The organism is Pleurocapsa sp. FMAR1, from assembly GCF_963665995.1.
GTDB lineage: Bacteria > Cyanobacteriota > Cyanobacteriia > Cyanobacteriales > Xenococcaceae > Waterburya.
The window spans coordinates 4,173,011-4,197,647 of record NZ_OY762512.1; the positions used below are offsets into that span (position 1 = coordinate 4,173,011).

Sequence of the window (24,637 nt, forward strand, 5' to 3'; positions counted from 1 at the left end):
CCAACACCGAATCAAAGATTACGATGTGGGCTTCCAAAATCATCGGCAACAGCAACAACAGTTGACTTGCGCCCTCTGCGTTGTCTTACATTGCCTCCCTTGGCAGTGTCTCGCGTCCCACAAGACAATATTCTGATGCCTTCATCTCTGCAATTTTTAGCCGCGTTAACGTCTCTGTCGATATCAAGAGTGTTACAGCTTGGGCAATCCCAAGTGCGGATATCAAGAGACAAGCTACCAACTACATTCAGGCAGTTATTACAAGTTTTGCTTGAGGGAAAAAATCTATCTATCTGAAGAAAAACTTTTCCTTCTTGCTTACACTTGCACTTCAGAAAATTAAGAAACATTCCCCATCCACAATTACTGATAGCTTTTGCTAGCTTGTGGTTACGAACCATCCCTTTTATATTCAAATTCTCGCAAACGATAACTTGGTTTTTGTCTACCAATTTACGAGACAGTTTATGTAGAAAATCTTGACGAGCATTACTTATCTTTTCATGCGCTCTAGCTACTAACCTTGTAGCTTTATTTCTAGAGTTTGAACCCTTTTGCTTCCTAGATAATTTTTGCTGCTTACGTTTTAAATTATGCTCATGCTTTTTGAAATGATGTGGGTTATCATACTTACTTCCATCACTGGTAATACAGTAACTAGAAATGCCCAAATCAATCCCTAACACTTTCCCATTAATATTTGACTCTGGTTCGGGTAATCCATTATCAAATAACAACGAAGCATAGTATTTATTAGTTTTGGTTTTGCTTACTGTAACAGTCTTAAGTTCACCATCAAATGAACGATGTATATTAGCTTTAATTTCTCCAATCTTAGGGAAGTTAAGACCACTATCAATTACCTTGACATTTTGTGGATACTGCAAAGATTGCTTGCCATACCTGCTTTTAAAACTAGGATAACCTCCTCGTTTCTCAAAAAAGTTTTTGTAAGCTATACCAAGATTAATCACTGAAGACTGAAGACACTGAGAATAAGTTTCTTTTAACCATTTTGTCTTCTCGTTTTTCTTCAATTGAGGAATCCACTTTTTCATAGTAATAGCAGATATACCCTTTCCAGTTTCTTTATATATCCGATTATTCTCGGCAAGACAAAAATTCCAGATATAACGGCAACTTCCAAAAGCTTTGGCGAGAGAGAGTTGCTGTTCTGATGATGGATACAATCTTACTTTTACTACGTTTCTCATGCTAGTATTTTAACACATATAGATTTGTTGTTAAAACTATTTCGTATTGTCTATTCCATCCACGCAAAGCAAGGCTTTGCCAGTCTTGCTACATACTTGGCAGTACAGATGTCAGGGCTAGATGCGGGGATTACCCCTTTCTTGCTCAGACAGCTAAAAATAAAATATTCATCTACGGTTGATTAGCTTTATCTTTCAGCAGAGATAGCCAGATTTTTTTATGGTGATGAGAGTGAATAGTAGTGGTAGTTACAAACATCTACAGATGATCGCTTCATAGTAAGAGTTAGTTGTGTGAGGTATTGTCAACCACGATGTTATTATCAGAACTAGCTCGCGATCGCAAAATACGTTATTTTCTCATTTCTTTTACCGATCTATTTGGCGTGCAAAGAGCCAAACTTGTTCCTGCCCAAAGTATCGACGAAATGGCAAAAAGTGGTGCAGGATTTGGCGGATTTGCTGCTTGGTTGGATATGAGTCCCGCCGATCCCGATATTTTCGCCATGCCCGATCCCCATAGTCTATTTCAGTTACCTTGGCAGCCAGATGTGGCGTGGATGCCAGCCGATCTCTATATAAATGGAGATCCCCTGATGCAGAGTCCTAGGGTAGTACTAAAGCAGGTACTTAAAGCAGCCGCAGAACGGGGATACACGATTAAAACTGGGGTCGAATGCGAATATTTTCTGTTATCGGCGGATGAGTTAGAAATTTCCGACAGTCGCGATCGCTCTTCTAAACCCTGTTACGATCAACAGGCATTGATGCGCCGTTATGACGTGGTTAGTGAAATTTGCGATGCCATGTTGACTTTGGGTTGGAAACCTTATCAAAACGATCATGAGGATGGTAACGGGCAGTTTGAAATGAACTGGACTTATGATGATGCCTTGATTACGGCCGATCGCCATGCTTTTTTTAAGTACATGGCTAAAAGTATTGCCGAGAAACATGGGTTTCGTGCTACCTTTATGCCCAAGCCTTTCGCCGATCTAACTGGTAACGGCTGTCACACTCATGTTTCTGTTTGGGATAATACAGGCAAGACTAATTTATTTGAAGACGAAAAATCAGAATCAGAACTTTCCACCATCGGCTATCAATTTATTGGCGGAGTTTTAGAGTCGGCTTCTGCTTTGTGCGCCTTTACCAATCCTGCAATTAATTCTTACAAGCGGATTAATGCCCTCAATACAGTATCGGGTGCAACTTGGTCGCCTAATACTATTAGCTATAGTGGTAACAATCGCACCCATCTGATTCGTATTCCCGATCTTGGTCGGTTTGAATTTCGACTGTCTGATGGCGCAGTAAATCCCTATTTGCTTCCGAGTGCAATTATTGCAGCAGGATTAAATGGTATCGAGCGTAAAATAGATCCAGGCGATCGCTCTAATAATAATAGCTACACCGAACCATCATCAGATAAAGCAAAATCTCTTCCTGGTAATTTATTAGATGCTTTACGCTGTCTAGAAAATAATACAGTTTTGGCAAAAGCTATGGGAAAAGATTTTGTAGATTCTTATTTAAAATTAAAATACCAACAGTGGAATCAATACAGTAATCATATTAGTAATTGGGAGTTAGATAATACTCTAAATTGCTGATTAAAAATTTGGATTCCACAGCTAAAGGCGATCGCGCTATATCATTCTTAGAATAGAGCGATGCCTTACTTTTTATATGATTTTAATTACGTACATACATAATATAGTTATTCCAATTAATTTCCTCATGATTGGCTGGTCAGAGGTCAGAGGTCAGAAAAATTTAAGGTACTTACAAAATTTTTCCTTTTTCGTATGATTTCTATTTGCGAGTCAGCGCGTTGTGGAGGGGCTGTTCCCGTAGCTTGGCTGCGGGATTTATAAGCCCCATGGTCTATGACCCATTAAAGCGACTGGCGAGGGTGAAATGACTATAGATTGAATAAAATTTTGCTTGAAAAAGTTTTAAAATATACAGAAAATTATATTTTAGCTGAAGTAATATAATTATCTAATCGATGTCTTTTATTTTTATTCATCCAGTTCTAACATTTATTATTTATTAGATGTTCAAGCTATTTAAAAATTTGCTTGAGCGATAGTTTCATATTAATGAATTAACTAATAAACGATAATTGTTGTCAAGATTTTCTGATGAACGAGCAAATTGTAAAAGTTGCAGAAATTACCCAATTAACGCCAAGAATAAAAAGTCTGCGCTTAGTTAGTGCTGATGAAAAGAGGCTTGCAGCATTTTCTCCTGGAAGTCATGTGGCGATAGAAATTACTCTAAAACAAAAAAAACGCTATAATTCCTATTCTTTGTGTAGTTCTCCTTATAAAACAGATTCTTATGAAATTGCGGTACTTTTAAGCGAAAACTCTCGTGGTGTTTCTCAATATTTACATCAATTATCGGTAGAAACAGAATTAAATATTGGGTTTCCTAAAAACTCTTTTTCTATGTTTAGTTTAGCAAGAAAATATGTTTTAATTGCTGGAGGTATTGGCATTACACCTTTGCTTTCGATGCTGACTGCTTTGAGTAGATCTAAAACTCCCTTTGAATTACATTACGCTGCTAAATCTCCAGAAGAATGCGCTTTTTACAAATTTCTACAGCAGCAATACAGTTCCCAAGTTAAATTTTATTTTAGTAAAAAAGGCGATCGCCTCGATCCGAAGCAAGTTCTCAAAGAGCAACCGTTAGGGACTCATCTTTATTTATGCGCTCCTCATAGTTTAATGGCAGATTGTCGCAGTGCGGCACAGGCATTAGGATATCCTAATTCGGCGATTCATAGAGAACTTTTTGGAGCGGTTAAAACCAATAAAGTTAAGCCATTTACTGCTATTCTGGCTCAGTCTAAAAAAGAAGTGGAAGTAACCCCAGATCAAACTTTATTAGAAGCACTAGAAGCTGCTGATATTGCTGCTAACTATTCTTGTCGCGCGGGTGGCTGCGGGGCTTGTGAAGTAAAAGTTTTAGAGGGAGAAATTATTCACTTAGATAGTTATTATTCTTCAGAAGAAAAAGCTGCACAAGACCGTATTTTGGCTTGTATCTCTCGCGCAAAAAGTAAACAATTAGTAATCGATCTGTGAAAATCAAATAAGTAAGAAAAGATTGTCCGAAAACCTACTTTTTGTTTGTCTAGGTATAGAAAGTTGAGTGTAACAAATTTTACTAATATTCTTAAAAGCTTAAAACTAATAGCTAAAAGCTTAAAACCTATAAATCAGAATAAAAAAATTACATCGTGAGTAAAAAATGAGTAATAGCCCCGAAGCAATTAAAAATTTCCCTTTTCCTTTTCAGAATGATTCTTATATGTATGCGGTTAATATTCAACCCGTAACTAATCAGGCAATCTTTGATGTTGACGAACACTATCACGCCGAAATAAAGGAACGCGATCGCATTTTAACTGAAGGTAAACAAGGACGCTATTTTGCTTTCCCTCACATGAAAGTTGCTCAGTGGGATGTGGTTGAAATAATTATGAATGATTTGGCTAATTACTACCCCGAATCTTTTTCTCTAACTCAAAATGGCGATCGCTGGACTTGGGAGAACAAAAAGCTTAACCTCAAAGATACCTTTACCTTTTTAGACGAATCAACCTTACCCTACGAACCATTTGAATATATCTCTCGTCAAGTTCAAGAAGATATTATCTTACTCGATCAACGCGAAGGCGATTTATTTATGGATGCAGGAATACTTACCTTTCCTGCCAGTTGGTCATTAGGATTTGATGCAGGAATGCGCTTTGAAGAATTTCACGGACCCGTACCACGAGCGCATGAACTGGGCGTTTTCAAAAAAGCTAAAGCCTTTTTAATGCGGGTACAGATCGGTAAACCTTGGACAAGACTTAACTGGACGATGACCGTTAACCGTCGCTTGGATACATCTCTCGATACCTATGCCGACTGGAAAGACGAACGCAATACAGTCACTTTAGCCAACTGTGGCGCAAAGGTACATTTGCGAGTTGAAGTACAGCGATTTGTCCGTTTACCCCGCAGTAACGGTTTGATGTTTCCCATCCATACTTACATGATTAGCTTGGAAGAACTTCTAACTAATCGGATTTGGACAAGAAGACTAGATCAGGTGTTGAAAAATCTTCCTCCCGATCTAGTTGAGTATAAAGGCTTAAGTCCCTACCACGAAACTGTATTAACTTGGCTGTCTCAATTCGATCTTGAATCAGAATTGGTTTCCTCTTCTCAAGTAGCAAGTAGCAAGTAGCAAGTCTCAAATGACATCGCTTTTCGCGCATATAGCAAATAGCAATTAATCACGCTCCTATCATCTCTTAATAACCACTAATCACTAATAATTATGCAAGCTCAAGAAAAAGTATCAGAATTTGTCGCAGCTAAACCAGGAGTACAGGTACTTAAAGCAAGTGCAATTTCAGATATGGCAGATTTAGCCATACGCTGTGATTTCCCTGGATTAAAAAGTCAGATCGTAGAATTTCCCATTACAGATACGGAAAAGCCATTGACCGCAGGACGTTTTACGATTCAAAAGTCCGCAGATTTACCATTTGACTACGATTTTTTAGAAGTAAAGATCGTTATTTCTGGCTCGATCCGCGTCAAAGATAGTGACGGGGTAATTCATAAAGCCAATGTCGGGGACGTTATTGTTTTTACTCCCCCAACTTCTGTAGTTTTCCTCTGTGACTCAGAAGGCGAAGCGGTTTATATGGCTCATCGCGAACAAGCACCAATGTTTAGTCAGAATGGGGAAAGTCAGCCTGTACTCTCAACCAAACCAGGGATTCAACTAATTAAAGCAGGTACGCCAGAAACAATTGAAGTTGCGCCCATAGTCGAACTTCCCGACCACAAAAGTAAAATTATCGACCTGCCTATTTCCGAAGCAGATAGACCTCTTTCTTTGGGTCGTTTTGCCATGCAGCCATCGATTGATTTTCCCTTTCTCTACGAGTATTTAGAGGTAAAGGTAATACTCAAGGGCAAAATATGCGTTAAAGACGAACAGGGAGTTAAATATGAAGCAACTCCAGGAGACATTTATATTTTTACTCCCCAAACCGTAGTAACTTTCTTAGCAGAATCAGATGGTGAGGCTGTCTACGCAGGACATCGTGAACAAGAACCTCTTTTCCTTCTTTGATTACAAGTTAAGGGCGAACCAACCTTCGCCCCTACGACTGTTGACCATAAATATTTACTATCATGACTACAACCACAACGCGATCGCAAACTTTCCGCAACCTCGCTTCTCCCCAGCATCCCCTCGAACCATTAACGGCAGAGGAAATTAAAGCGGCGGTTAGTATTCTCAAACGAGAAAAACAGTTAGGCAAAACGATTAGATTCCCAACTGTCACTCTCAAAGAACCCGATAAGCAAGCTGTCTTCAATTTTGAAGAGGATGATAACCTTGAGCGTGAAGTTTTTATTATTATTCTCGATAATGCTGACGGGGCTACCTATGAAGCGGTAGTGTCCCTAACTTCAGAAACCGTAACATCTTGGCAGCATATACCAGGGGTACAGCCTTCAATTATGCTCGATGAGTTTGAAGAATGCGAGGCTGCGGTTAAAGCTAGCCCTGAATTTCAAGCAGCGATTAAAAAACGAGGAATTGAAGACCCTGATTTGGTAATGGTCGATCCTTGGTCGGCTGGTTACTACGGTATCGAATCGGAAAAAGGACAGCGATTATCGCGGGCTTTATGCTGGGTGCGATCCACTCCGACAGATAACGGTTATGCCCGTCCCATTGAGGGAGTAATTCCTGTTGTAGATTTGAATAAGATGGAGGTAATTCGGGTCGAAGATCACGGAGTTGTTCCCTTACCGCCCCAGTCGGGAAACTACGCCAAAGAGTTTATCGATGAATTTCGCAAAGATCTCAAACCTCTAAATATTACTCAGCCTCAAGGTACTAGCTTTGAAATAGAGGGGCATTTGTGCGCTGGCAAAAGTGGCAGTTTCGCATCGGCTTTACTCCCCGCGAAGGTTTAGTTCTTTACACTATCGGCTATGAAGATGGCGGACGAGTGCGACCGATTGTTTATCGCGCCTCTTTATCAGATATGGTTGTTCCCTATGGAGATCCACGTCCACAGCACTATCGCAAAAATGCTTTTGACGTAGGTGAATATGGAGTGGGAACATTAGCTAACTCCCTAAAGCTAGGCTGCGACTGTCTGGGAGTGATTCGTTATTTCGATGCCTTTATGACCAATAGCCGAGGGGATGTCTTCACCATTGAAAATGCTGTATGTATGCACGAAGAAGACTTTGGTATACTTTGGAAGCACGTAGACTGGCGTACAGAGCAAGCAGAGGTCAGGCGATCGCGTCGCTTAGTAGTTTCGTTTATTTCTACGGTAGGTAATTATGAATATGGCTTTTTCTGGTACTTTTACCAAGATGGCACGATTCAGTACGAAATTAAGCTGACAGGAATCGTTAACACCGCGTCCGCTATGCCAGGAGAAGATCCCAAATACGGTACGCTAGTGGCACCCCAGCTAAATGCGCCAATTCACCAGCACTTTTTCAATGTTCGTTTAGATATGTGCGTTGACGGCGGTGATAATTCAGTTTACGAAGTAAATACCGAAGCCGAACCCTTAGGGGAAACCAACCCTTATGGTAATGCCTTTTTTGCAAAGTCTACTCCTTTAAATACCGAGTTAGCAGCACAGCGAATTATCAACCCTTTTTCAGGTCGTTATTGGAAAATTGTCAATCCTTCTAGCTTTAACAGTCTGGGACAACCCGTAGGCTATAAACTAATGCCAGGAGATAATATTTTGCCTTTTGCTCATCCCGAAGCTAGCGTGATTAAACGGGCGGGCTTTATGAATAAGCATCTTTGGGTAACACCTTTCAGTCCCGATGAAATGTACAGTACGGGAGACTATCCCAACCAGCATCCAGGAGGTGCAGGTATTACCGAATGGACACAAAGCGATCGCTCTGTTGAAGATACCGATGTTGTTCTCTGGTACACCTTCGGACAGCATCATGTTACTCGTCCCGAAGACTGGCCGGTAATGCCCGTGGCGTATATCGGTTTTAAGCTCAAACCCATCGGCTTTTTTGATGCTAATCCCGCCCTGGATGTGCCACCTTCAGTAAACGGTCATGGAAAGTGTCATTAGTGTAGGTTGATAGCTATACACTCTTATAAAACCCATTTGAGATCTATAAGAGTGCTTGTATTTTGAGTAGGAGTCTCAGGGAGCAAAGATTGATTTTGGTAGTAGCGCGTCTTGGCTAAAATGCTGGTCTGGAATAGAGCGATCTCGCACTCAATCCACGCCAGTATTTTTATAAAATAAAGCATTAAACTGCTATCAAAAGAAGATTTCAGAATTTTGAGTCTATTATGAAATTGTCAATTTTCTAAGTCAATGCTTTTACAGATAAAGTATTCGGTGGTAATCCTGCTGCTATCTGTCCTCTCTAAAATTGGCTACCCAATCATGTCATGCAGCAAACCAAAAATATCATTTGATATTAAAAGTCTGTGATCGGAAGATCACCTTAGATGTACAAGAAGCAACATCGGTTAAAAAACATCTAAAGTTGAAGTCCAAGCAGAATGACAATGGTGCATGGGATAGAGAAGAACAAAGACGTAAAAACCAACCAGCGATCGAGTTACTCAGAAAAAGAATTGCCAGAAACAAGCTTATGAGTAATGAAGAATCTAAGAAGAGAGCAAAATTCTTAACTGACTTTCAAAAAACAGTTGATGAGCAAAGAATTTTAGAACGAAAATTGTATTCTCCACAATGATCGTTTTTATTAATACTGGTATTTTAGGATTGCTTGCTAATCATAAAATACAAGGTGAGGCTGCTGACTACGAACAATGGCTTTTAGGTTTGTTATCAAAAGGCTTTTTGGTCTTAACCTCGGATATTTGTGATTATGAAGTTAGAAGAAGCCTTATTTAAAAATCCTTGAGGGGGTCTAACATAAATAGCATTGCTAGTCTAGACGAACTCAAAGACTTGATAACTTTATTAATATCTAGCTGATTCACAACTGATTGGGGTAACGTTCATAAACGAAGGCAGAAGGCAGAAGAATGAAGGCAGAAGTTTACTCGAATGATGCTAGGTTTTAGACCTCTGCCAAACACATTTCCTCTTCAACAACTCGATTGGGTATGCGTGGGAAACCCGCACACCCCTCTCGTTCAAAGAGGTCTTGATACAATTAGCAAGGTGTACTCACCGCAGCTAGGATGAAGTATACGACCTCTGACCTCTAACCTCTGACCTCAAGGGCGAAGCCCGATAAGTTGCCTAATAAAAAAAGAGCAAGGTATGGAAACCTTACTCTATAAATTGTTTTTTAGATTAAGCCTTTAACGTGACTCATAATGCCTTCTGGATCTATACCTTGGAAGGGAAACTGTTCCCAAAGTCCACCACAGCCTTCTTCATGAACACCAAGATAAGCAAACTTAGGAGTCAAGCCTCGCTCAAGTAGCCAAGAACCAAAGCGACTGCCTAAACCAGTACGACGGTTAAAAGACTCAACAACCAGAACAAAAGGTGCCTTACCGATTTTTGCCATCATCTCTTCATCGACAGCATTCAGAGTAGACTTATTGATTAAACCAACGTTGATACCTTCTTTTTTCAAGCGTTCTACTGCATCCAAAGAGCGATATAAAGCATCTCCAAAGCTGACAATATAGCCTGCGTCTCCTTCACGAATTACTTCGTCTTTGCCAGGAGTAAAAGTATAGTCGCCACCAAACATTTCGTTACCCGCATCATCTAAGATCATAGGAACTTTAGAGCGAGTGGAGAAAATAAAGCGCATACCTGGGTTATAAAATACTTTATTTACACAGGCAGTCATTTGGTTAGCATCGGCAGGGAAATAGAGACGAGTTTCATAACCATCTTCTAGTCCGTTGTCGGCAAACATATTGTTGATACCAAAGTGACAAGTGTTGTCTGCCATGTCGTCGATACCAGCATGAGAAAAATGACATAAGACATTGGACTTGTTAAGACGAGCCATGGTGATCTCAGAAACACACATTTCTAAGAAAGCACTAAAGGTGGCGAATACTCCCTGTTTGCCTTCTTCCATGCCAAAACCCGCAGCAGCCGAAAAATTACCCCGTTCCATAATTCCAGAAGGAATAAACACTTCTGGATGGGCATCGTGGATTTGTTTAAAACCACAAGAACCTTCTAAATCACTATCTATAAAGATAACTTTTTCTTTACGTTCGGCATCGCTCATTTTATCGAGGACAGATACTACCGCTTCACCAAAGACGTTGCGGTTGGAACCAACCTTGTCGCTAACTCCTAAGAACTTATAGTCGTTGCTCGATTTTTTGATGTTTTTGAGAAAGTCTGCTGCTGCACCTTGTCCATGTTTTTCGAGATAGGAAACTGCTTTATCGACGGCAATTACATCATGTCCGTGAGTAGAACCTTCAATACCTTCAATTCCTGGACACATAGGACGTTTGTTGATTAATGCCACAGGACCATTTCCAGTTACCGCAGCGCACATACGGCTATAAAGAGAGTCAATATCTTCTCCGTCTCCCGTATTAACCTCTAAACCGTGACCAGTCAAGGTTTGACCAACATCATAACCAGGCAGATAATCAGAAGGATGTCCAGCAATAGTTACATCGTTGTCGTCGATAAATAGCTTGATGTTTAGGTTTTGAGCAACTGCCAAGCGAGCAGCCTCCGCGTCATTACCTTCTTGTTGCGAACCATCAGAACCCAAGCAAACTATTACTTTATCTGGGTTAGCCAAGGCTATACCGTTGATGAAGGGCCACATATGTCCTAAACGACCAGAACTAAATTTAATCCCAGGTGTCAAGCCTAATTCGGGGTGTCCAGGTAGCTTAGAATTTGCACCACGATACTTGAGCAATTCTTCTTGAGGCAAATCGCCATTTAAGGTCGCCATTAAATATTGTGTGGCAACACGGTGTCCTGCTTCATCAAAAAAGATCGGTACAAACATATCTGGCGCACCACGAAAGAAAGCATCGAGGATCATCACTTCGGGAACAGTATCAAAAGGTCCTCCCGTGTGTCCGCCAACGCCTCTAGCTCCGCCGGTAGCTGTAAAAAAGACGATCGCCTCACGGCAAAGTTGAATATTGGCTGTTAAAGTTTCTTTTTGTTCGGCTGTTAAGGTAGGCTTGTTAGGGTCTAAAGCTAGTCGCTTATAAGCACCTAAATCAATGGGAAAACGGGTGGTTGTTGCAGTCATAATTTATTTTTTGGTGTGTGAGTAAAGCTGTAAATTAAAAAACATTGCTAGTTTCACGAAGTATAAAATTTTGGCTAATATTACCTGTAGCTATCAGCTTTTGATTGACGTTGGTAAGTAACCGATCTGTTTTTCATACTTTAGCTTTAGTCTAGCAATGCTAATTAAGAAATTATTACACTTTAGATCAGTGTTAATTATTATCAGATAAATCTATTGTTCACATAGAGCGGTGAACAAGTTCAAGTTTATCTGGTTGTGGTCTTTGAGGGAAATCATCTTTTTATGGATAGGATCTAGTGGCAACCGAATTAATACTAAATCCGATTGATAAAGCGTACTTTTCACGATCTAGCCAAAGTCTTTGTGACCTCTGGCTTATTTTTATTTTAACGTCAGTTCTGGTTAAGACGATTTTGAGGTTGATTTTATCAAGGAATAGTATTTTCAGCCAACGAAAGATCAAGGGTTTGGGCTTATCCTGAACTCAGGTTATCAAAAAGTTTTCAGCTATAGGTTATCAGCCTTTAAACTACTTTTTAACCAGCTTATTTAATTTCTTTTAACTTACCCAGTACATATTTATATAAAGCCTGGTTGTTTTGTCGTTTAAATAGGGTTGCAGCATAATCTAAGTTTTTCATTGCTTTACGCTTTTCTCCCACCGTTTGATAAACTAAACCCAAGTTGCCATAAGCCTCTGCGTAGTTGGGCTTGAGTTTGATAGCAGCTTGATGATCGGCGATCGCTTTTGGATATTCTTGAATTTTGTTGTGTGCTACCGCCCGATTATAGTAAGCTTCAGCATAATTTTTATTAAGGCTAATTGCTCGGTCGAAATCAGCGATCGCCTGATGATATTTTTGCGCCGTTAAGTAAGATGTGCCTCGGTTGTAGTAAGTTGGGGCATGACGGGAATTAAAGTTAATAATATGAGTGTAATCGGCGATCGCTTTATCTAAATGCTGAATTTTATGATAGACGTTAGCGCGATTGTAGTAAGCTTCTAAGTCTTGGGGATTGAGGCTAATTGTTTGAGCATAGTCAGCTAATGCTTGAGGATATTGCTCAAGTTTATTATAAGTATTGGCGCGATTGTAATAGGCTTCGGCATCTTCTGGGTTAAGGCGGATTACCTGGGTATAATCAGAAACTCCCTGCTGATATTGTTTTAACTTGTTGTGTGCCATGCCTCGATTGTAATAAGCATCGCTGTAATCAGGATTTAATTTGACTACCTGGTTAAAATCAGCGATCGCTTGATAGTATTCCTCCAACTGATTGTAGACAGTGCCACGATTAAAATACGCCTTGGCGTAATTAGGACAAAGCTCGATGGCGCAGGTATAATCGGCGATCGCTTTTTGTTGTTTTCCTAGCTGTCCATAACCATAACCGCGTAGAGTGTAAGCTAAAAAGTTATTGCGATCGCGCTGCAAAACAGCATTTAAATCTTCGATGCCCGTACTATAGTTTCCTTGGGCATAGTATACTTCACTACGGCGATAATAAGCATCAATATTTTCAGGATCGTCAATGAGAGTTAGACGTAGCTCTTCTAAAATATTTTGATAATCTGGTGATGTCGATTCTTTATCCATTACTTATTGTCTAACAACCTCTTGATTACCATGCAGGTTTTGAATTTTGATGAAAATTTGTTGTCCTAACACCTGTTTGCCCTATTTTTGAAACAAATTAGCAGCTAAAGTTAAATCTTTGATTTGCTTCTTTCCTGAAGAATATAATAAACTAGTCCTCGATTGTAGTAGGCATCGCTATAGTCAGCATCGAAGAAAATGGCTTTAGTATAGTCAGCAATCGCTTTTTGATATTCCTGGAGTTTTTTGCAAGCATTGCCCCGATTATTATAAATTAGAGCAGACTAAGGCTTGATGACTGTTGCTCGATTGTAGTCGGCGATCGCCTCTTGATATAGTTCCAGACAACTATAGCTAACTCCCCGATTATAATAGGCGTTACAGTAATCAGGCTCTAAGGCTATACGTCGGTCGCAATCCATAATTGCCTGTTTATATTCTTGCAGGAAATTGAAAGCATTGCCACGATGATAATAAGCATTCCCATCCTCTGAGTCTAAATCAATCGCCATAGAATAATCGGCGATCGCCTGGGGATAATTTTTGAGCTTACCGTGGATATAGCCTCGATCTTTGTGAGCAGCAGGGAATTTGGGCTGAAGGCGAATCATCTCACTATAACAAGCTGAAGCGTTATCGTAGTCTTTGAGCTGACCATAGGAATGTCCTTGACTGTAAATTGACCGTTGGTCTTGGGAATTAAGTAAAATTGCCTGACTATCCTATATTAAGAAATATGTAATCAACAATAACAGTCAGGACATTTAGAGCTACAAGCGTTCTTATTATCGATTTCATACATCAAATTATCAATGCCTACTTTTGTTGACATCCCATAGATATAGGTATTATTGTAGTAAGTTAGCAAGTATATGATTTGGTAATGTTCCTTGAGCAACGATATTGGCAAAATTCTGCTAGCAAAAACCAACACCATCGCTGAAAGTTGGATCGAAAGCATTCGCCAAAATATAGACATCAAAAGCTCCAAAGGTCTTGCCCATACATCGGTACGCAACAGCATTCCTCTAGTTATAGAAGCACTGGCTAGTTTACTCTCAGATTCCATAACCGATAAACCGCAACAGTTAAAAGATGGTGGTTTAGAGCATGGATTTGTTAGAGCCGAACAAGGCTATGACGTGGCTGAAATTATGCGGGAATATAGTTTATTACGGACAATTATCTTTGCTACCTTGAAGTCAGATTTGTTAGCTGGCTCTAAAGATGAAATGTTTCAGGCAATAGAGCTTATTGATTCGGTAGTAGATCAAGTTATCTCTTTGTCTCTAGATAGCTATGTAGATGGGCGATTAGAAGAATTCAAGCAGCTAAGAGGTCAACTGGTACTAACCAATCAAGAATTAACGCGCCTAGTAGAGACACAAAAAGAAGATCTGGCTCATTTGGCACATGAACTCAAATCTCCCCTTAATTCTATAATGGGCTTTTCTAGCCTTTTGATGCAGCAACAGCAAAGATCTACTCAAGGAGAAAATGCTCTGGATCTACAAATGACCAGAAAAGTTATTAAAAATAGTAAACAATTGCTGCGTTTAATTAATGACGTGCTGGAAATGTCTCGTTATGAAGCGGGTAAAATACCCTTGAACGTGGAAGCGCTCGATTTGCGATCGCTAATCCTCGGAGTTACGGAAGCTTTTGAACCTTCTGCCAATCAAAAAAATCTGGAAATAATTTTTGATGACAATGACGCTCCCCAATTGGTACAAAGTGATTTATTAAGACTACAGCAGGTGGTTACTAATTTAGTTAGCAACGCTATTCACTACACCGAATCAGGAACTATAAGAATTACCTGTAAAAGCAATGACCATAATCGATGGTCAATTGCGGTTGAAGATACAGGTATAGGTATTAGCCCAGAAGTACAAACTCATATTTTTGAACCTTATTATCGAGCTAGTTCACTGGGCAATGGCACTGGCTTAGGATTAGCCATTGTTGAGAAGCTAGTCAAGCTACTGCAAGGCAAAGTTGATTTAGTTTCCCAACTCGAAAAAGGCTCTACTTTTACCGTAACTTTTCCCATGACGGTCGTTTTATCTTAGATTAAAAGTAGGGGCGAACGGCTCTAAGACTGACTTTTGACTTATAGAACAAATTAACCAACGGTGGCTACAGAACCACCATCAACTCGATAATTTGCACCCACGACAAAACTTGAGTGTTGAGAACAAAGAAAGGCAATTACCGCAGCTACTTCTTGCGCCTTGCCTCGACGACGTAATTCTAAGTGAGGGCGTTTTTCATCCAGAAAAGTTTCAATTGCTTCGTCAAAACTCATTCCTTTTTCTTTGGCTCGTTTTTCCATCATGGCATCAGTCATCGGTGTGGCGATATAAGCAGGAGAAACCGAGTTGATCAAAATACCGTCCTTAGCAAAGGCTTTAGATAGATTTTTGGTTAAATTGAGTATTCCAGCTTTTGCTGCACAGTAAGGCATCTCATCGGTGTATGGCTGCACGGCATCTTCTGAACCAATGAGAACAATTCTGCCCCAGCCTTCTTTCTGCATAGAGGGAATAAAAGCTCTACACAGTCTTACCGCAGACATAAAATCAACATCTATAGTTTCGTACCAGTCTTCATCGGTTAGACTTAAAAATTCTTTGGTTGAACCTGTTATCCCAGCGCAGTTGACTAAAATATGAACCGTACCATAATGTTCAAGTATCTGTTGTTTTGCTGCTTCAACTGCTTCTAAGTTTGTTAAATCGGCGGTTACTGATATGGCTTCACCAATCTTGTTAATTTCTGCTGCGGTTGTGTTTAATTCATCATTAGTTTTATCTATTAAAGCAATTTTAACGCCCTCGGCTGCTAACAACTTGGCTGTTGCCCTGCCCATGCCAGAGTCTCCTCCACTAATTACGGCTACCTTATCTTTTATGCCAAAATCCATGCTTATTCCTGTATTTCTTTAATTTGGTTTTTGTCGTTAAATTACTACGTGATACGCTTTTACTCTTTAATTCTTGATTACGAATTATATTTTTAGCTAATATCGTATTGTTTCTTTTTTAAACTTAAAGTCAGAAAGCTTATCGATAATCTAAGATTTGCAGTTATAAATACTTTTTTCGGGTGACTGCTATTTTTAAGAAGTATTTGCTACTAATTAATAGTCAAACATTTGTGGCAATATTTTATCTATCTTAGGTTGAATTATATCAACTGCTTAAAAAAATAAACGATGATTAAACATAGCTCTCATTACTTATTGAGCTAACGAAAATATGTATTTCTTGGGGCAGATGTATTTTATAATTAACGCTCTATGCTTTTGACTACTTACTAAATTTGAGAGCGATTTTTCTTTATTTTGTAAAAAGCGATCGCTCTCAAATCAATCATTCGTATGTATGTAATGATAAATATTATTGAGCAGTTTCTGGATTTACTTGACTAGGTGTAAACTCTGCTGCTATACAGCTTTTCATAGCTTTTTCGCTAGATATTTCAATGCTTGTCAAATCAAGAGTACACTCAGCATATTGTGCAGGCAGCAGACTACGACGGCAGTTATCCAAAGCCATACCAGACTTAACTTGCTTTAAACTATCACTAATATCGATGACGCAACTAGCCAACTCATTGGGTCTACGAACACGATAGCAAGACTGCAAAGCATCATCTCCCTTTATATCAGTATTAGCTTTAATATCTTGAACACAAGAAGCAAGCAACCTAGGTTCTAAAGCATCTGAACAAGCTGCTGCTGCTGATGATTTGGCAACACCATCAAGAATTAGACTATCGGCACAACTACCAATATCACCAGCGATCGCTGGAGAATTGGGGATAGCTAATAAAAACACAGGTAAAGAAACTAAACTAGTCCAACGAATAACCTTTACTAGAATTTGCATGGCAATTTAACAATATTTTTAACTCACACCCATATTAAGGGTAGATCACCAAAACTGGAATGAGAAAATATAAAAGGATTAGGGATGAGGAAAATAAGCAATTGAAATATCCTTTTTCCTTTTATCTAATATTGTGGAATGCTAGAATCTATCTCCTCACTCCAAGCGGCAATACCGCCTTTGACATTTGTGCCTTCAATTCCCGCTTCTTTAAGAATATTTAAAGCTTTTGCCGATCGCCCTCCGAGTTTACAATGAGCAATAAGACGATGACCATTAACTAATTCTTTTACTTTATTTATGCCGCTGCCGTCTTCTAGTTCAGACAAGGGAACTAAAATCGAACCGTCAATTTTGGCAATTTCGTATTCATGGGGATTACGAACATCTAGCAAGACAAAATCATCTTTACCGCTATCCATAAGCTGCTTCAAATCTTTGACCGACATTTCTGGGATCATATTTTCTGCCTCTTTGGCTGCTGCTGCTGCTTGAGGTATACCACAAAACTCTTGATAATCAATTAGTTTTTCGATTACAGGACGCTCAGGATTAGGTCGCAGCTTAAGCTCACGGAACTTCATGTCCCAAGCATTATAAAGCAGTAATCTACCGCTGAGGGTATTTTCTGCACCCAAAATAATCTTAATTGCTTCTGTTGCCTGAATTGTGCCAATAATGCCACAGAGAACCCCTAATACTCCTCCCTCGGCGCAGGAAGGAACCATTCCTGGTGGTGGTGGTTCGGGATATAAATCGCGGTAGTTAGGGCCACCCTGGTAGTTAAAGACCGTTGCCTGTCCTTCAAAACGGAAGATAGATCCGTAGACATTAGGTTTGTCTAGCAATACACAAGCATCGTTAGTCAAATAACGAGTAGGGAAGTTATCTGTACCATCAACAACTACGTCATAAGGAGCTAAAATATCTAGGGCATTTTCGGAACTAATAGCCGTTTCGTATAAATCTACCTGACAATGGGGATTAATACTATGAATACGGTCTTTTGCTGACTGAATCTTTGGTTTGCCTACCCATGATTCACTGTGAATAATCTGACGTTGCAAATTGGAACTATCAACAATATCAAAGTCTACTAGACCAATTCTGCCAATACCTGCTGCTGCAAGATATAACAAAAGGGGAGAACCAAGACCACCACTACCGATACAGAGAACGCTAGCTGCCTTGAGACGTTTTTGTCCTTCTAATCCTACTTCTGGCAGAATGATATGGCGCGAGTACCTTTGATACTCATCTTTATTAAGTTCGATTGCTTCCAAGTTTGGATTAAGCATGGTTATTATCAAAGCGCGTTAGCGAAGCTTAACGAAGTTATTGCTGCCCAGACAATCGAGGTCAGCATTTTTACTATAAGCATCTAATTATATAACTATGATCGCAATTATCTTTTAATTTTGCCAGAAGAATAAAGCGATCGCGTCTTCTCTAATTAAGCAAAAGTTGATTTAAAGCGATCTCCATCTTAGTAATGAGTTCATGACTGCTTTTACTCGGCGTGCTGACGATACCAGTCAATAGTATTTTTTAAGCCTTGGCGAAATTCTGTTTCTGCCACAAAGCCAAATTTTTCTTTTGCTCTTTGGGTATCTAAACAACGTCGAGGTTGACCATTAGGCTGATCCGTTTGCCAGACAATCTCTCCTTGAAAATCCATTAACTCGCAAATAGTTTCTACCAAATCTTTAATGGGTACTTCATGATTAGTACCTAAATTGACTGGCGCAGCTTCATTATATTTTTGGGTTGCCATAACAATACCCCGCGCTGCATCAGTAGAATATAGAAATTCGCGAGTCGGGCTACCATCTCCCCAGGCTGGTAATTCTTTATCTCCACGTTGTTGAGCCTCATAGACTTTGCGAATCAAGGCAGGAATAACGTGAGAACTACTGGGATCAAAATTATCTTCAGGGCCATAAAGATTAACGGGCAAGAGATAAATACCGTTAAAGTCATATTGCTGCCGATAGGCTTCTAACTGAACCAGTAAAGCTTTTTTGGCAATACCGTAGGGGGCATTAGTTTCTTCAGGATAACCGTTCCACAAATCATCTTCTTTGAAGGGGACGGGAGTAAATTTGGGGTAGGCGCAGATTGTACCGACACAGACAAACTTACTTATACCTTCTTGATAGGCAGCATGAATTAACTGTGTACCCATCATTAAGTTGTCGTAAAACAGTTCGGCAGGCTTTTCTCGGTTTAGACCAATACCACCCACATGAGCAGCAAGATGAACGACTATATCTTGCTCTTTGACCGCCTGCTGGCAATTTGACCACTGACGCAGATCTAAGGCACGCGATCGCGGTGTGCTAATTTTACCAATAGTTGCTCCAGCCTTACACAATTGGTCTACAACCTGTTTGCCTAAAAAACCAGTTCCGCCAGTAACTAGAATTCTTTTGTCTTGTAAATCTAACATTACTAATTGTAATTGAATGTATACAGGTATTTACTAAGCTATTTAGTTTTTATCTAATCAATAATCGTGGCGAAATTTCTGCGTAAAGAAGTATTGTCACAATCATGACTACCATCAGGAGTAGACAAATTTAAATTGATTAAGTCAGCATTTACCATTAACCGAACTAACTCTTCAAAGGTAACGGTAGGCTGCCATCCCAGTTTTTGTTTAGCTTTAGTAGGATCGCCAATTAGCAAATCTACTTCAGCAGGACGAAGATAGCGAGGGTCGAACTCTACGTAGTCGTGCCAGTCAAGATTTACGTGTTTAAAAGCAATATCCAAAAATTCTTTAATTTGGTAAGTTTCTCCTGTGGCGATGACATAATCATCGGGCAGATCTTGTTGAAGCATTAACCACATCGCCTTGACATAATCCTTGGCATAGCCCCAGTCTCTTTTTGAGTCTAGATTACCCAAGTATAGTTTCTGTTGCGTTCCTTGAACAATCCGAGCTATGGCTCTAGTGATTTTGCGCGTCACAAAGGTTTCACCACGACGAGGAGATTCATGATTAAACAAGATACCGTTACAGGCAAATAAGTCGTAAGATTCACGATAATTTATAGTTTGCCAATGGGCATAGACTTTAGCGCAGGAATAAGGGCTACGAGGATAAAAGGGTGTGGTTTCTTTTTGAGGAACATCTTGAACCTTACCAAACATTTCTGAAGAACCTGCCTGATAAAATCTAACTTCGATGCCTGTACGTTGCTGATAATCTCTTATTGCTTCTAAAAGACGCAAAGTACCCATGGCTACGGAGTCAACTGTATACTCTGGAGAATCGAAACTGACTCTAACGTGAGACTGCGCACCTAAGTTATAAATTTCAATAGGCTTAACTTGCTCTAAAATACGTCTTAAAGTAGTGCCGTCAGTTAGATCGCCGTAATGAAGAAACAGTTGGGCTTGGGGACTATGGGGGTCTACGTAAAGGTGATCGATGCGATCGGTGTTAAAAGTAGAAGTTCTACGAATAATACCGTGAACTTCATAACCTTTCTCTAAAAGAAATTCACTTAAGTAAGAACCGTCTTGACCGGTAACACCTGTAATCAAAGCTACTTTGCGATCGCTCATTTAACTATTTTTGCTACTATTTTGTTTTACTGCTTGGCTATTCTGCACTACCGTATTATATAGTCAATGTTTTTGAAAGAATTGTTACTGCATTTAACATTATTAATAAAAATAAAAGTAGTAGTGAATTATATCAACATACAATGCTACAACTAAATTAATATAATAAAATTTTATCTATAGCTGCAAATAGTATAAAGGCTTAGAACTTTTTCTACCTTCAATTATCTTGCTCTGAATCAAAACTGTTCAAATAGTAGTCAATCATGGTTTGTCGATAAAATAAAGGCATTCCTGTATCGTAATATTTTCCTTGGACGAGATAAGCGATCGCACCACTAGTTTGTCTTAGTTTATCGAGACAGGTTGTTAACTGAAATTCTCCTTTAAATCGTTGATTATGATTTATTTCTGCTGCCAATAAATTAAAGATTTCTGATTCTAAAACGTACATACCAAAAATACCGAGGAATTGATCGTCAGGCATTCCTGGGACTTGTAAATGTTCTCTGGCATACTCTAAAGATGGTTTTTCGTAGATCTGGGCAATATCTAAAATCGATTGTGACTTTTGCCAAGTCCCACTAACACAACCTGCTTTATGAATAATATCTGCATTCATGGGAGTTATGCCGATAACGCTAGTATTTGTTTGCTGATAAATATCGAGCATTTGTTTGGCACAAGAAAACTCAGTATCCGAGGTGTAGATATGATCTCCTAATAACAACAAAAACGGCTCATTGTTTACCCAGTCTTGAGCGCAAAAAACAGCATGACCAAATCCTTCTTGTTTGGTTTGGGTCAAAATCGTAATGCGATCGCCTATAGCCTGTAGATATTCGGTATATTCTCTATCTTCGGCTGAAAGTTTTTGCCATAATTCGGGCTTGGGGGGAGACTTGAACAGATCCTCAAATAAATCGCGATCGCTTTGCTGCACCACAATTCCAATTTCTTCAATCCCTCCACTAATTGCTTCTTCGGCGATCGCCAGAATAATTGGCTTGGCTCTACCGTCTTTGCCGATAATAGGCAGCAGTTCCTTTTTCATCGTTTTGGTAGCTGGATACATTCTCGTACCAAAACCCGCAGCAGGAATAATTGCTTTACGCACTTGTTTACTAGACATTTAATGATTAATGTTAAATGATTAATGTTAAATGTTAAATGCTAATACATTTCATATTTCAAGAGAGTACAGGGAATTGCACCGTTATACAACTTAATGCGCTTAGAAGTTCTTAAGCCAACTTGTCTTGATAGCTTCATGCTGCCTGTGAGAATATACGCAGTCCAGCCTCTGAATCTTTGTTTAAAGATATCTCCTAGCAGCTTGTATAGTTCTCCTAATTCAGCTTCATTGCCCAATCTTACGCCATAAGGAGGATTACAAATTAAAACTCCTCGATCTGCTGGTGCTTCAATAGTAGAAACTTCCTGACGAGCGAATTTTACATAGTCTTCTAGTCCAGAACTTTCAGCGTTAGCAAAAGCCTGTCTGATAATTTTTAGATCGCGATCGCTGCCTATTATCGGTATATCTATACTATTTTTCTGGCGATCGCTTGCTTGCTTAAGTAAACTTTGCCACAGGTCATGGTCGTAATCTAACCAAGTTTGAAAACTAAAGTCTCGGTATAGTCCAGGAGCGATGTCTAAAGCTTTTAAAGTTGCTTCAATCGGTAATGTACCGCTACCACACATCGGGTCTAGAAAGGGTAAGTCGGGTGTCCATTCTGCCATTTCTAATAAAGCTGCTGCGAGAGTCTCTTTCATCGGCGCATCACCCATAGCAGGACGGTATCCACGACGATGTAAACTAGAGCCTGAGCTATCTAAGCTTAAGATACAGTGCTTTTGATCGATGTGAGCATTGATAATCAAATCAGGATTTTCTGTATCTACACTAGAGCGTTTTCCCCGCCGACTCTTTTGTAGATCGACGATCGCATTTTTAATTTGTAAAGCCGTAAAGTGAGTATGATTAAGATTTTTACTCTTACCTGTACAGGTAACGGCGATCGTCATATTTGGGTCGAGATATTCTTCCCAATCTAGCTTTTGCACGTTGCGATAAAGCTCATCTCCGTCAAAACTTTTGATCCTGGCAATAGGCATTAAAATCCGAAAAGTTGTCCTTGTCCAAAGGTTAGCCCGATAAAGTAATTCGCGATCGCCTTGAAAGTGAACCCCTGTAAAGTCAGTGCGCACATTTTTTGCTCCAATTCTGATTAATTCTTGAGCAGCAACTTCTTCCAAACCGCGAGATGTAGTAGCAAAGTAATCATTTAACATTTAACATTTAACATTTATATTGTTCATCCGTAAGGTGGGCAGAAAAAATAATTAATCATCTTGTCAATCAAGATATCCTGCTTATGCCCACCAAAAACCAACAGTCTCATCTTCGTGGATTCTAGATGCTCTGTAATCATAATCATAGCTGGTGGCATTAATTTAACCTAATTTGGGTTTCGGTTTTACTCAGATGAGAAGTATCACCATAAAAGTCTAAATTCCAGCGATTATCATTGTGGCGAACAGCTTTAGTTAAGCAGCAAAGAGCAGCTTTAAAATCAGGTGTATTAGGCACTAGTCCCTTAGCTGCGCCAAATACTGTTACACCATGTCCGACGATTAAAATATCTTCAGAAAACTGAGAAACTAATTGCTTGACTGTTTTTTCTGTACGTCCATAAACATCCGCTCTCCTTTCGGGATATTGAGCAGTTAAATAGGATTTATAATTCCAATCAATCAAAGGGTATTCTGTTGTCAAAAAATCCTGGGGATGAATTTCTGGTTTTTCCGTCATCCATTTGGGGTTGTACCATTCACTTAAGCCCGCCTCTAGCTTAATCGGCAGATTCAAAACCTGGGCTATCTCGTTAGCGGTTTGGATAGTCCGTAGAAAAGGTGAAGCAAAAATATGGCAAATGTTTTCTTGTTTGAGTCTTTGCCCCAATTCTGCCGCTTGTGTTACCCCATCTACAGACAATGGGGGATCGTAACGTCTATGGGCGGTATCAAACCATTCTGGATTAATAAAGTCGAGACGGTTTCCGTGTCTGGCTATCCAAACTGTTTGAGACATTATCTTAAATATATTTTGAGCTATTGTTAGTTTATATTGAGCAGAATCTTAGTGCAGGTATCATATACAAAGTTTTTTGTGTAGCTGACACCCCGATAAGTGTAAAAATGTATCGGTCTAATTAAAATAATTTCATTAGAATTAGGATCGCTTGAAAGACGGTATTTAGCCCAACGACTAACGAAATCAAGTTGTTTAGATTGAACTTCTGTTGCCTGAGATTGATAGCTAACGCCTCGATAAGTCAGTTTCATACGCTTATTTAGTAGTTTCAAAATTAAGAAAATTATTGATTACTACTCAATACGTATGAGAGACTAAAAACTTGCAGTTATTGTTCAATTTAACATTTGGGCGATAGCCTAAATAGAATAAATATGATCAAAAAGCGATCGCATTTTAGCAGTCTAGTTTTTCTACCTACAGCCTAAAGATTCGCGGGTATCTACTCCTGTTTTTGGATTAACACCTGAAGCATTTTCACAAAGTTGTTTGACCTGCGATTTGTCCAAAACTGCAAAGGAAAAGTCTGCGCCATTTATTTTGGCATCTCTAAAAGTGGAAAAAGAGAGGATTGATTCTTGAAAATTAGCGTTGGTCAAATCTGCGCCATTAAAATTAGTCAAATATCCAAAGCCATAGCTAAAATCTACTCCAGTTAAATTGGCATTAGCCAAATTAGAAGCGTTAAACACCGCACCTCGAATATCTGCATCGCTAAAATCTGCTTCTTCTAAATCGACTTTGGCAAAATCTACGCTTTGTAAAACCCTGCCAGCAAAGTCTTTATTGATCAAATCGGATTCACTATAAGTTGAGGGAGTAACCGAAGAAGAACTCCCTGCTATAGCTGGTAAAGGAACAATTAAAAGAATTAACAGCAACAAAAATGCACTTAGTCGGAGAAAATATTTCATGGATTAAATTTATTTTTAAGCAAATTTTGCTTAGAAGAACACAGTTTCTAATTGTAAATCTTCTTCTGTAT

Annotated in this window: 23 protein-coding genes and 1 pseudogene; 9 read left to right on the plus strand and 15 right to left on the minus strand. The window is 39.3% G+C overall.

Annotated elements, in window-relative coordinates:
• Nucleotides 1-11: 11 nt before the first annotated feature.
• Nucleotides 12-1,214 carry an RNA-guided endonuclease InsQ/TnpB family protein gene (locus SLP02_RS20345; RefSeq protein ID WP_319422544.1) on the minus strand — a complete coding sequence of 401 codons (1,203 nt, stop codon included), beginning with the start codon at nucleotides 1,212-1,214 and terminating at the stop codon, nucleotides 12-14.
• Between the two features lie 27 nt (nucleotides 1,215-1,241).
• Between SLP02_RS20345 and SLP02_RS20350 the strand changes: the two genes are divergently transcribed.
• The 8 genes and pseudogenes from SLP02_RS20350 (at nucleotide 1,242) to SLP02_RS20390 (ending at nucleotide 9,171) form a co-directional block, all read left to right on the plus strand.
• Nucleotides 1,242-1,400, plus strand: coding sequence for a hypothetical protein (locus tag SLP02_RS20350; protein ID WP_319422545.1), 159 nt, complete (start codon nucleotides 1,242-1,244; stop codon nucleotides 1,398-1,400).
• Between the two features lie 128 nt (nucleotides 1,401-1,528).
• A complete protein-coding gene (gene glnT, locus SLP02_RS20355; protein ID WP_319422546.1) occupies nucleotides 1,529-2,827 on the plus strand; it encodes a type III glutamate--ammonia ligase in 1,299 nt (432 codons plus the stop codon).
• Nucleotides 2,828-3,361: 534 nt separating this feature from the next.
• Nucleotides 3,362-4,312 (plus strand): PDR/VanB family oxidoreductase, encoded by a 951-nt coding sequence (locus SLP02_RS20360; RefSeq protein WP_319422547.1) that lies wholly within the window; start codon nucleotides 3,362-3,364, stop codon nucleotides 4,310-4,312.
• Between the two features lie 166 nt (nucleotides 4,313-4,478).
• A complete protein-coding gene (locus tag SLP02_RS20365; protein ID WP_319422548.1) occupies nucleotides 4,479-5,465 on the plus strand; it encodes a heme-dependent oxidative N-demethylase family protein in 987 nt (328 codons plus the stop codon).
• Between the two features lie 93 nt (nucleotides 5,466-5,558).
• On the plus strand, nucleotides 5,559-6,365 hold the full coding sequence (locus SLP02_RS20370) for a cupin domain-containing protein (protein ID WP_319422549.1): 807 nt from the start codon (nucleotides 5,559-5,561) through the stop codon (nucleotides 6,363-6,365).
• A 62-nt stretch (nucleotides 6,366-6,427) separates the two neighbouring features.
• Nucleotides 6,428-8,370, plus strand: a pseudogene (locus tag SLP02_RS26820) (primary-amine oxidase).
• 310 nt (nucleotides 8,371-8,680) lie between these two features.
• On the plus strand, nucleotides 8,681-9,010 hold the full coding sequence (locus SLP02_RS20385; protein WP_319422552.1) for a hypothetical protein: 330 nt from the start codon (nucleotides 8,681-8,683) through the stop codon (nucleotides 9,008-9,010).
• Nucleotides 9,007-9,171: a hypothetical protein gene (locus SLP02_RS20390; RefSeq protein WP_319422553.1), complete on the plus strand. Its 165-nt coding sequence runs from the start codon at nucleotides 9,007-9,009 to the stop codon at nucleotides 9,169-9,171. Before SLP02_RS20385 ends, SLP02_RS20390 begins: the two co-directional genes overlap by 4 nt.
• A gap of 403 nt (nucleotides 9,172-9,574) precedes the next feature.
• On the opposite strand, the gene SLP02_RS20395 is transcribed toward SLP02_RS20390, so the two are convergent.
• From SLP02_RS20395 to SLP02_RS20405, 4 genes are all read right to left on the minus strand, one after another.
• Nucleotides 9,575-11,485, minus strand: coding sequence for a transketolase C-terminal domain-containing protein (locus SLP02_RS20395; protein WP_319422554.1), 1,911 nt, complete (start codon nucleotides 11,483-11,485; stop codon nucleotides 9,575-9,577).
• Nucleotides 11,486-12,033: 548 nt separating this feature from the next.
• Nucleotides 12,034-13,086: a tetratricopeptide repeat protein gene (locus tag SLP02_RS20400; protein ID WP_319422555.1), complete on the minus strand. Its 1,053-nt coding sequence runs from the start codon at nucleotides 13,084-13,086 to the stop codon at nucleotides 12,034-12,036.
• 110 nt (nucleotides 13,087-13,196) lie between these two features.
• Entirely contained in the window at nucleotides 13,197-13,361 is a 165-nt protein-coding gene (locus tag SLP02_RS26825) for a tetratricopeptide repeat protein (RefSeq protein ID WP_413467407.1), read from the minus strand.
• Between the two features lie 9 nt (nucleotides 13,362-13,370).
• The gene (locus SLP02_RS20405; protein WP_319423713.1) at nucleotides 13,371-13,796 is read right to left on the minus strand and encodes a tetratricopeptide repeat protein; all 426 of its coding nucleotides are present in this window, start codon (nucleotides 13,794-13,796) and stop codon (nucleotides 13,371-13,373) included.
• Between the two features lie 180 nt (nucleotides 13,797-13,976).
• On the opposite strand from SLP02_RS20405, the gene SLP02_RS20410 reads away from it, so the two are divergent.
• Nucleotides 13,977-15,158, plus strand: a complete 1,182-nt coding sequence (locus SLP02_RS20410) for a sensor histidine kinase (protein ID WP_319422556.1) — start codon at nucleotides 13,977-13,979, stop codon at nucleotides 15,156-15,158.
• A 53-nt stretch (nucleotides 15,159-15,211) separates the two neighbouring features.
• Here SLP02_RS20410 and SLP02_RS20415 read toward each other — a convergent pair whose 3' ends face one another.
• The 10 genes from SLP02_RS20415 to SLP02_RS20460 all read right to left on the minus strand — a co-directional run bounded on the left by SLP02_RS20415 (nucleotide 15,212) and on the right by SLP02_RS20460 (nucleotide 24,566).
• The gene (locus SLP02_RS20415) at nucleotides 15,212-16,012 is read right to left on the minus strand and encodes an SDR family NAD(P)-dependent oxidoreductase (RefSeq protein WP_319422557.1); all 801 of its coding nucleotides are present in this window, start codon (nucleotides 16,010-16,012) and stop codon (nucleotides 15,212-15,214) included.
• Between the two features lie 475 nt (nucleotides 16,013-16,487).
• Complete coding sequence (locus SLP02_RS20420; RefSeq protein ID WP_319422558.1) at nucleotides 16,488-16,979, minus strand: hypothetical protein; 492 nt, start codon at nucleotides 16,977-16,979, stop codon at nucleotides 16,488-16,490.
• A gap of 125 nt (nucleotides 16,980-17,104) precedes the next feature.
• A complete protein-coding gene (gene moeB, locus SLP02_RS20425; protein ID WP_319422559.1) occupies nucleotides 17,105-18,277 on the minus strand; it encodes a molybdopterin-synthase adenylyltransferase MoeB in 1,173 nt (390 codons plus the stop codon).
• 212 nt (nucleotides 18,278-18,489) lie between these two features.
• Nucleotides 18,490-19,428: a GDP-L-fucose synthase family protein gene (locus SLP02_RS20430; RefSeq protein ID WP_319422560.1), complete on the minus strand. Its 939-nt coding sequence runs from the start codon at nucleotides 19,426-19,428 to the stop codon at nucleotides 18,490-18,492.
• A gap of 53 nt (nucleotides 19,429-19,481) precedes the next feature.
• Nucleotides 19,482-20,552 carry a GDP-mannose 4,6-dehydratase gene (gene gmd / locus SLP02_RS20435; protein WP_319422561.1) on the minus strand — a complete coding sequence of 357 codons (1,071 nt, stop codon included), beginning with the start codon at nucleotides 20,550-20,552 and terminating at the stop codon, nucleotides 19,482-19,484.
• A 220-nt stretch (nucleotides 20,553-20,772) separates the two neighbouring features.
• On the minus strand, nucleotides 20,773-21,684 hold the full coding sequence (locus SLP02_RS20440) for a UTP--glucose-1-phosphate uridylyltransferase (protein ID WP_319422562.1): 912 nt from the start codon (nucleotides 21,682-21,684) through the stop codon (nucleotides 20,773-20,775).
• Between the two features lie 41 nt (nucleotides 21,685-21,725).
• Nucleotides 21,726-22,850: a THUMP domain-containing class I SAM-dependent RNA methyltransferase gene (locus tag SLP02_RS20445; protein ID WP_319422563.1), complete on the minus strand. Its 1,125-nt coding sequence runs from the start codon at nucleotides 22,848-22,850 to the stop codon at nucleotides 21,726-21,728.
• Between the two features lie 157 nt (nucleotides 22,851-23,007).
• Nucleotides 23,008-23,649 carry a histidine phosphatase family protein gene (locus SLP02_RS20450; RefSeq protein ID WP_319422564.1) on the minus strand — a complete coding sequence of 214 codons (642 nt, stop codon included), beginning with the start codon at nucleotides 23,647-23,649 and terminating at the stop codon, nucleotides 23,008-23,010.
• A 26-nt stretch (nucleotides 23,650-23,675) separates the two neighbouring features.
• Entirely contained in the window at nucleotides 23,676-23,903 is a 228-nt protein-coding gene (locus tag SLP02_RS20455; RefSeq protein ID WP_319422565.1) for a DUF4278 domain-containing protein, read from the minus strand.
• 162 nt (nucleotides 23,904-24,065) lie between these two features.
• Complete coding sequence (locus SLP02_RS20460; RefSeq protein ID WP_319422566.1) at nucleotides 24,066-24,566, minus strand: pentapeptide repeat-containing protein; 501 nt, start codon at nucleotides 24,564-24,566, stop codon at nucleotides 24,066-24,068.
• Nucleotides 24,567-24,637: the final 71 nt, after the last annotated feature.

Bases quoted from the DNA above. Each gene is read 5' to 3' on its own strand.
- SLP02_RS20345 (WP_319422544.1), bottom strand. From the start codon at position 1,214: ATGAGAAACGTAGTAAAAGTAAGATTGTATCCATCATCAGAACAGCAA.
- glnT (WP_319422546.1), top strand. From the start codon at position 1,529: ATGTTATTATCAGAACTAGCTCGCGATCGCAAAATACGTTATTTTCTC.
- SLP02_RS20360 (WP_319422547.1), top strand. From the start codon at position 3,362: ATGAACGAGCAAATTGTAAAAGTTGCAGAAATTACCCAATTAACGCCA.
- SLP02_RS20365 (WP_319422548.1), top strand. From the start codon at position 4,479: ATGAGTAATAGCCCCGAAGCAATTAAAAATTTCCCTTTTCCTTTTCAG.
- SLP02_RS20370 (WP_319422549.1), top strand. From the start codon at position 5,559: ATGCAAGCTCAAGAAAAAGTATCAGAATTTGTCGCAGCTAAACCAGGA.
- SLP02_RS20390 (WP_319422553.1), top strand. From the start codon at position 9,007: ATGATCGTTTTTATTAATACTGGTATTTTAGGATTGCTTGCTAATCAT.
- SLP02_RS20395 (WP_319422554.1), bottom strand. From the start codon at position 11,485: ATGACTGCAACAACCACCCGTTTTCCCATTGATTTAGGTGCTTATAAG.
- SLP02_RS20400 (WP_319422555.1), bottom strand. From the start codon at position 13,086: ATGGATAAAGAATCGACATCACCAGATTATCAAAATATTTTAGAAGAG.
- SLP02_RS20415 (WP_319422557.1), bottom strand. From the start codon at position 16,012: ATGGATTTTGGCATAAAAGATAAGGTAGCCGTAATTAGTGGAGGAGAC.
- SLP02_RS20420 (WP_319422558.1), bottom strand. From the start codon at position 16,979: ATGCAAATTCTAGTAAAGGTTATTCGTTGGACTAGTTTAGTTTCTTTA.
- moeB (WP_319422559.1), bottom strand. From the start codon at position 18,277: ATGCTTAATCCAAACTTGGAAGCAATCGAACTTAATAAAGATGAGTAT.
- SLP02_RS20430 (WP_319422560.1), bottom strand. From the start codon at position 19,428: ATGTTAGATTTACAAGACAAAAGAATTCTAGTTACTGGCGGAACTGGT.
- gmd (WP_319422561.1), bottom strand. From the start codon at position 20,552: ATGAGCGATCGCAAAGTAGCTTTGATTACAGGTGTTACCGGTCAAGAC.
- SLP02_RS20440 (WP_319422562.1), bottom strand. From the start codon at position 21,684: ATGTCTAGTAAACAAGTGCGTAAAGCAATTATTCCTGCTGCGGGTTTT.
- SLP02_RS20445 (WP_319422563.1), bottom strand. From the start codon at position 22,850: ATGTTAAATGATTACTTTGCTACTACATCTCGCGGTTTGGAAGAAGTT.
- SLP02_RS20450 (WP_319422564.1), bottom strand. From the start codon at position 23,649: ATGTCTCAAACAGTTTGGATAGCCAGACACGGAAACCGTCTCGACTTT.
- SLP02_RS20455 (WP_319422565.1), bottom strand. From the start codon at position 23,903: ATGAAACTGACTTATCGAGGCGTTAGCTATCAATCTCAGGCAACAGAA.
- SLP02_RS20460 (WP_319422566.1), bottom strand. From the start codon at position 24,566: ATGAAATATTTTCTCCGACTAAGTGCATTTTTGTTGCTGTTAATTCTT.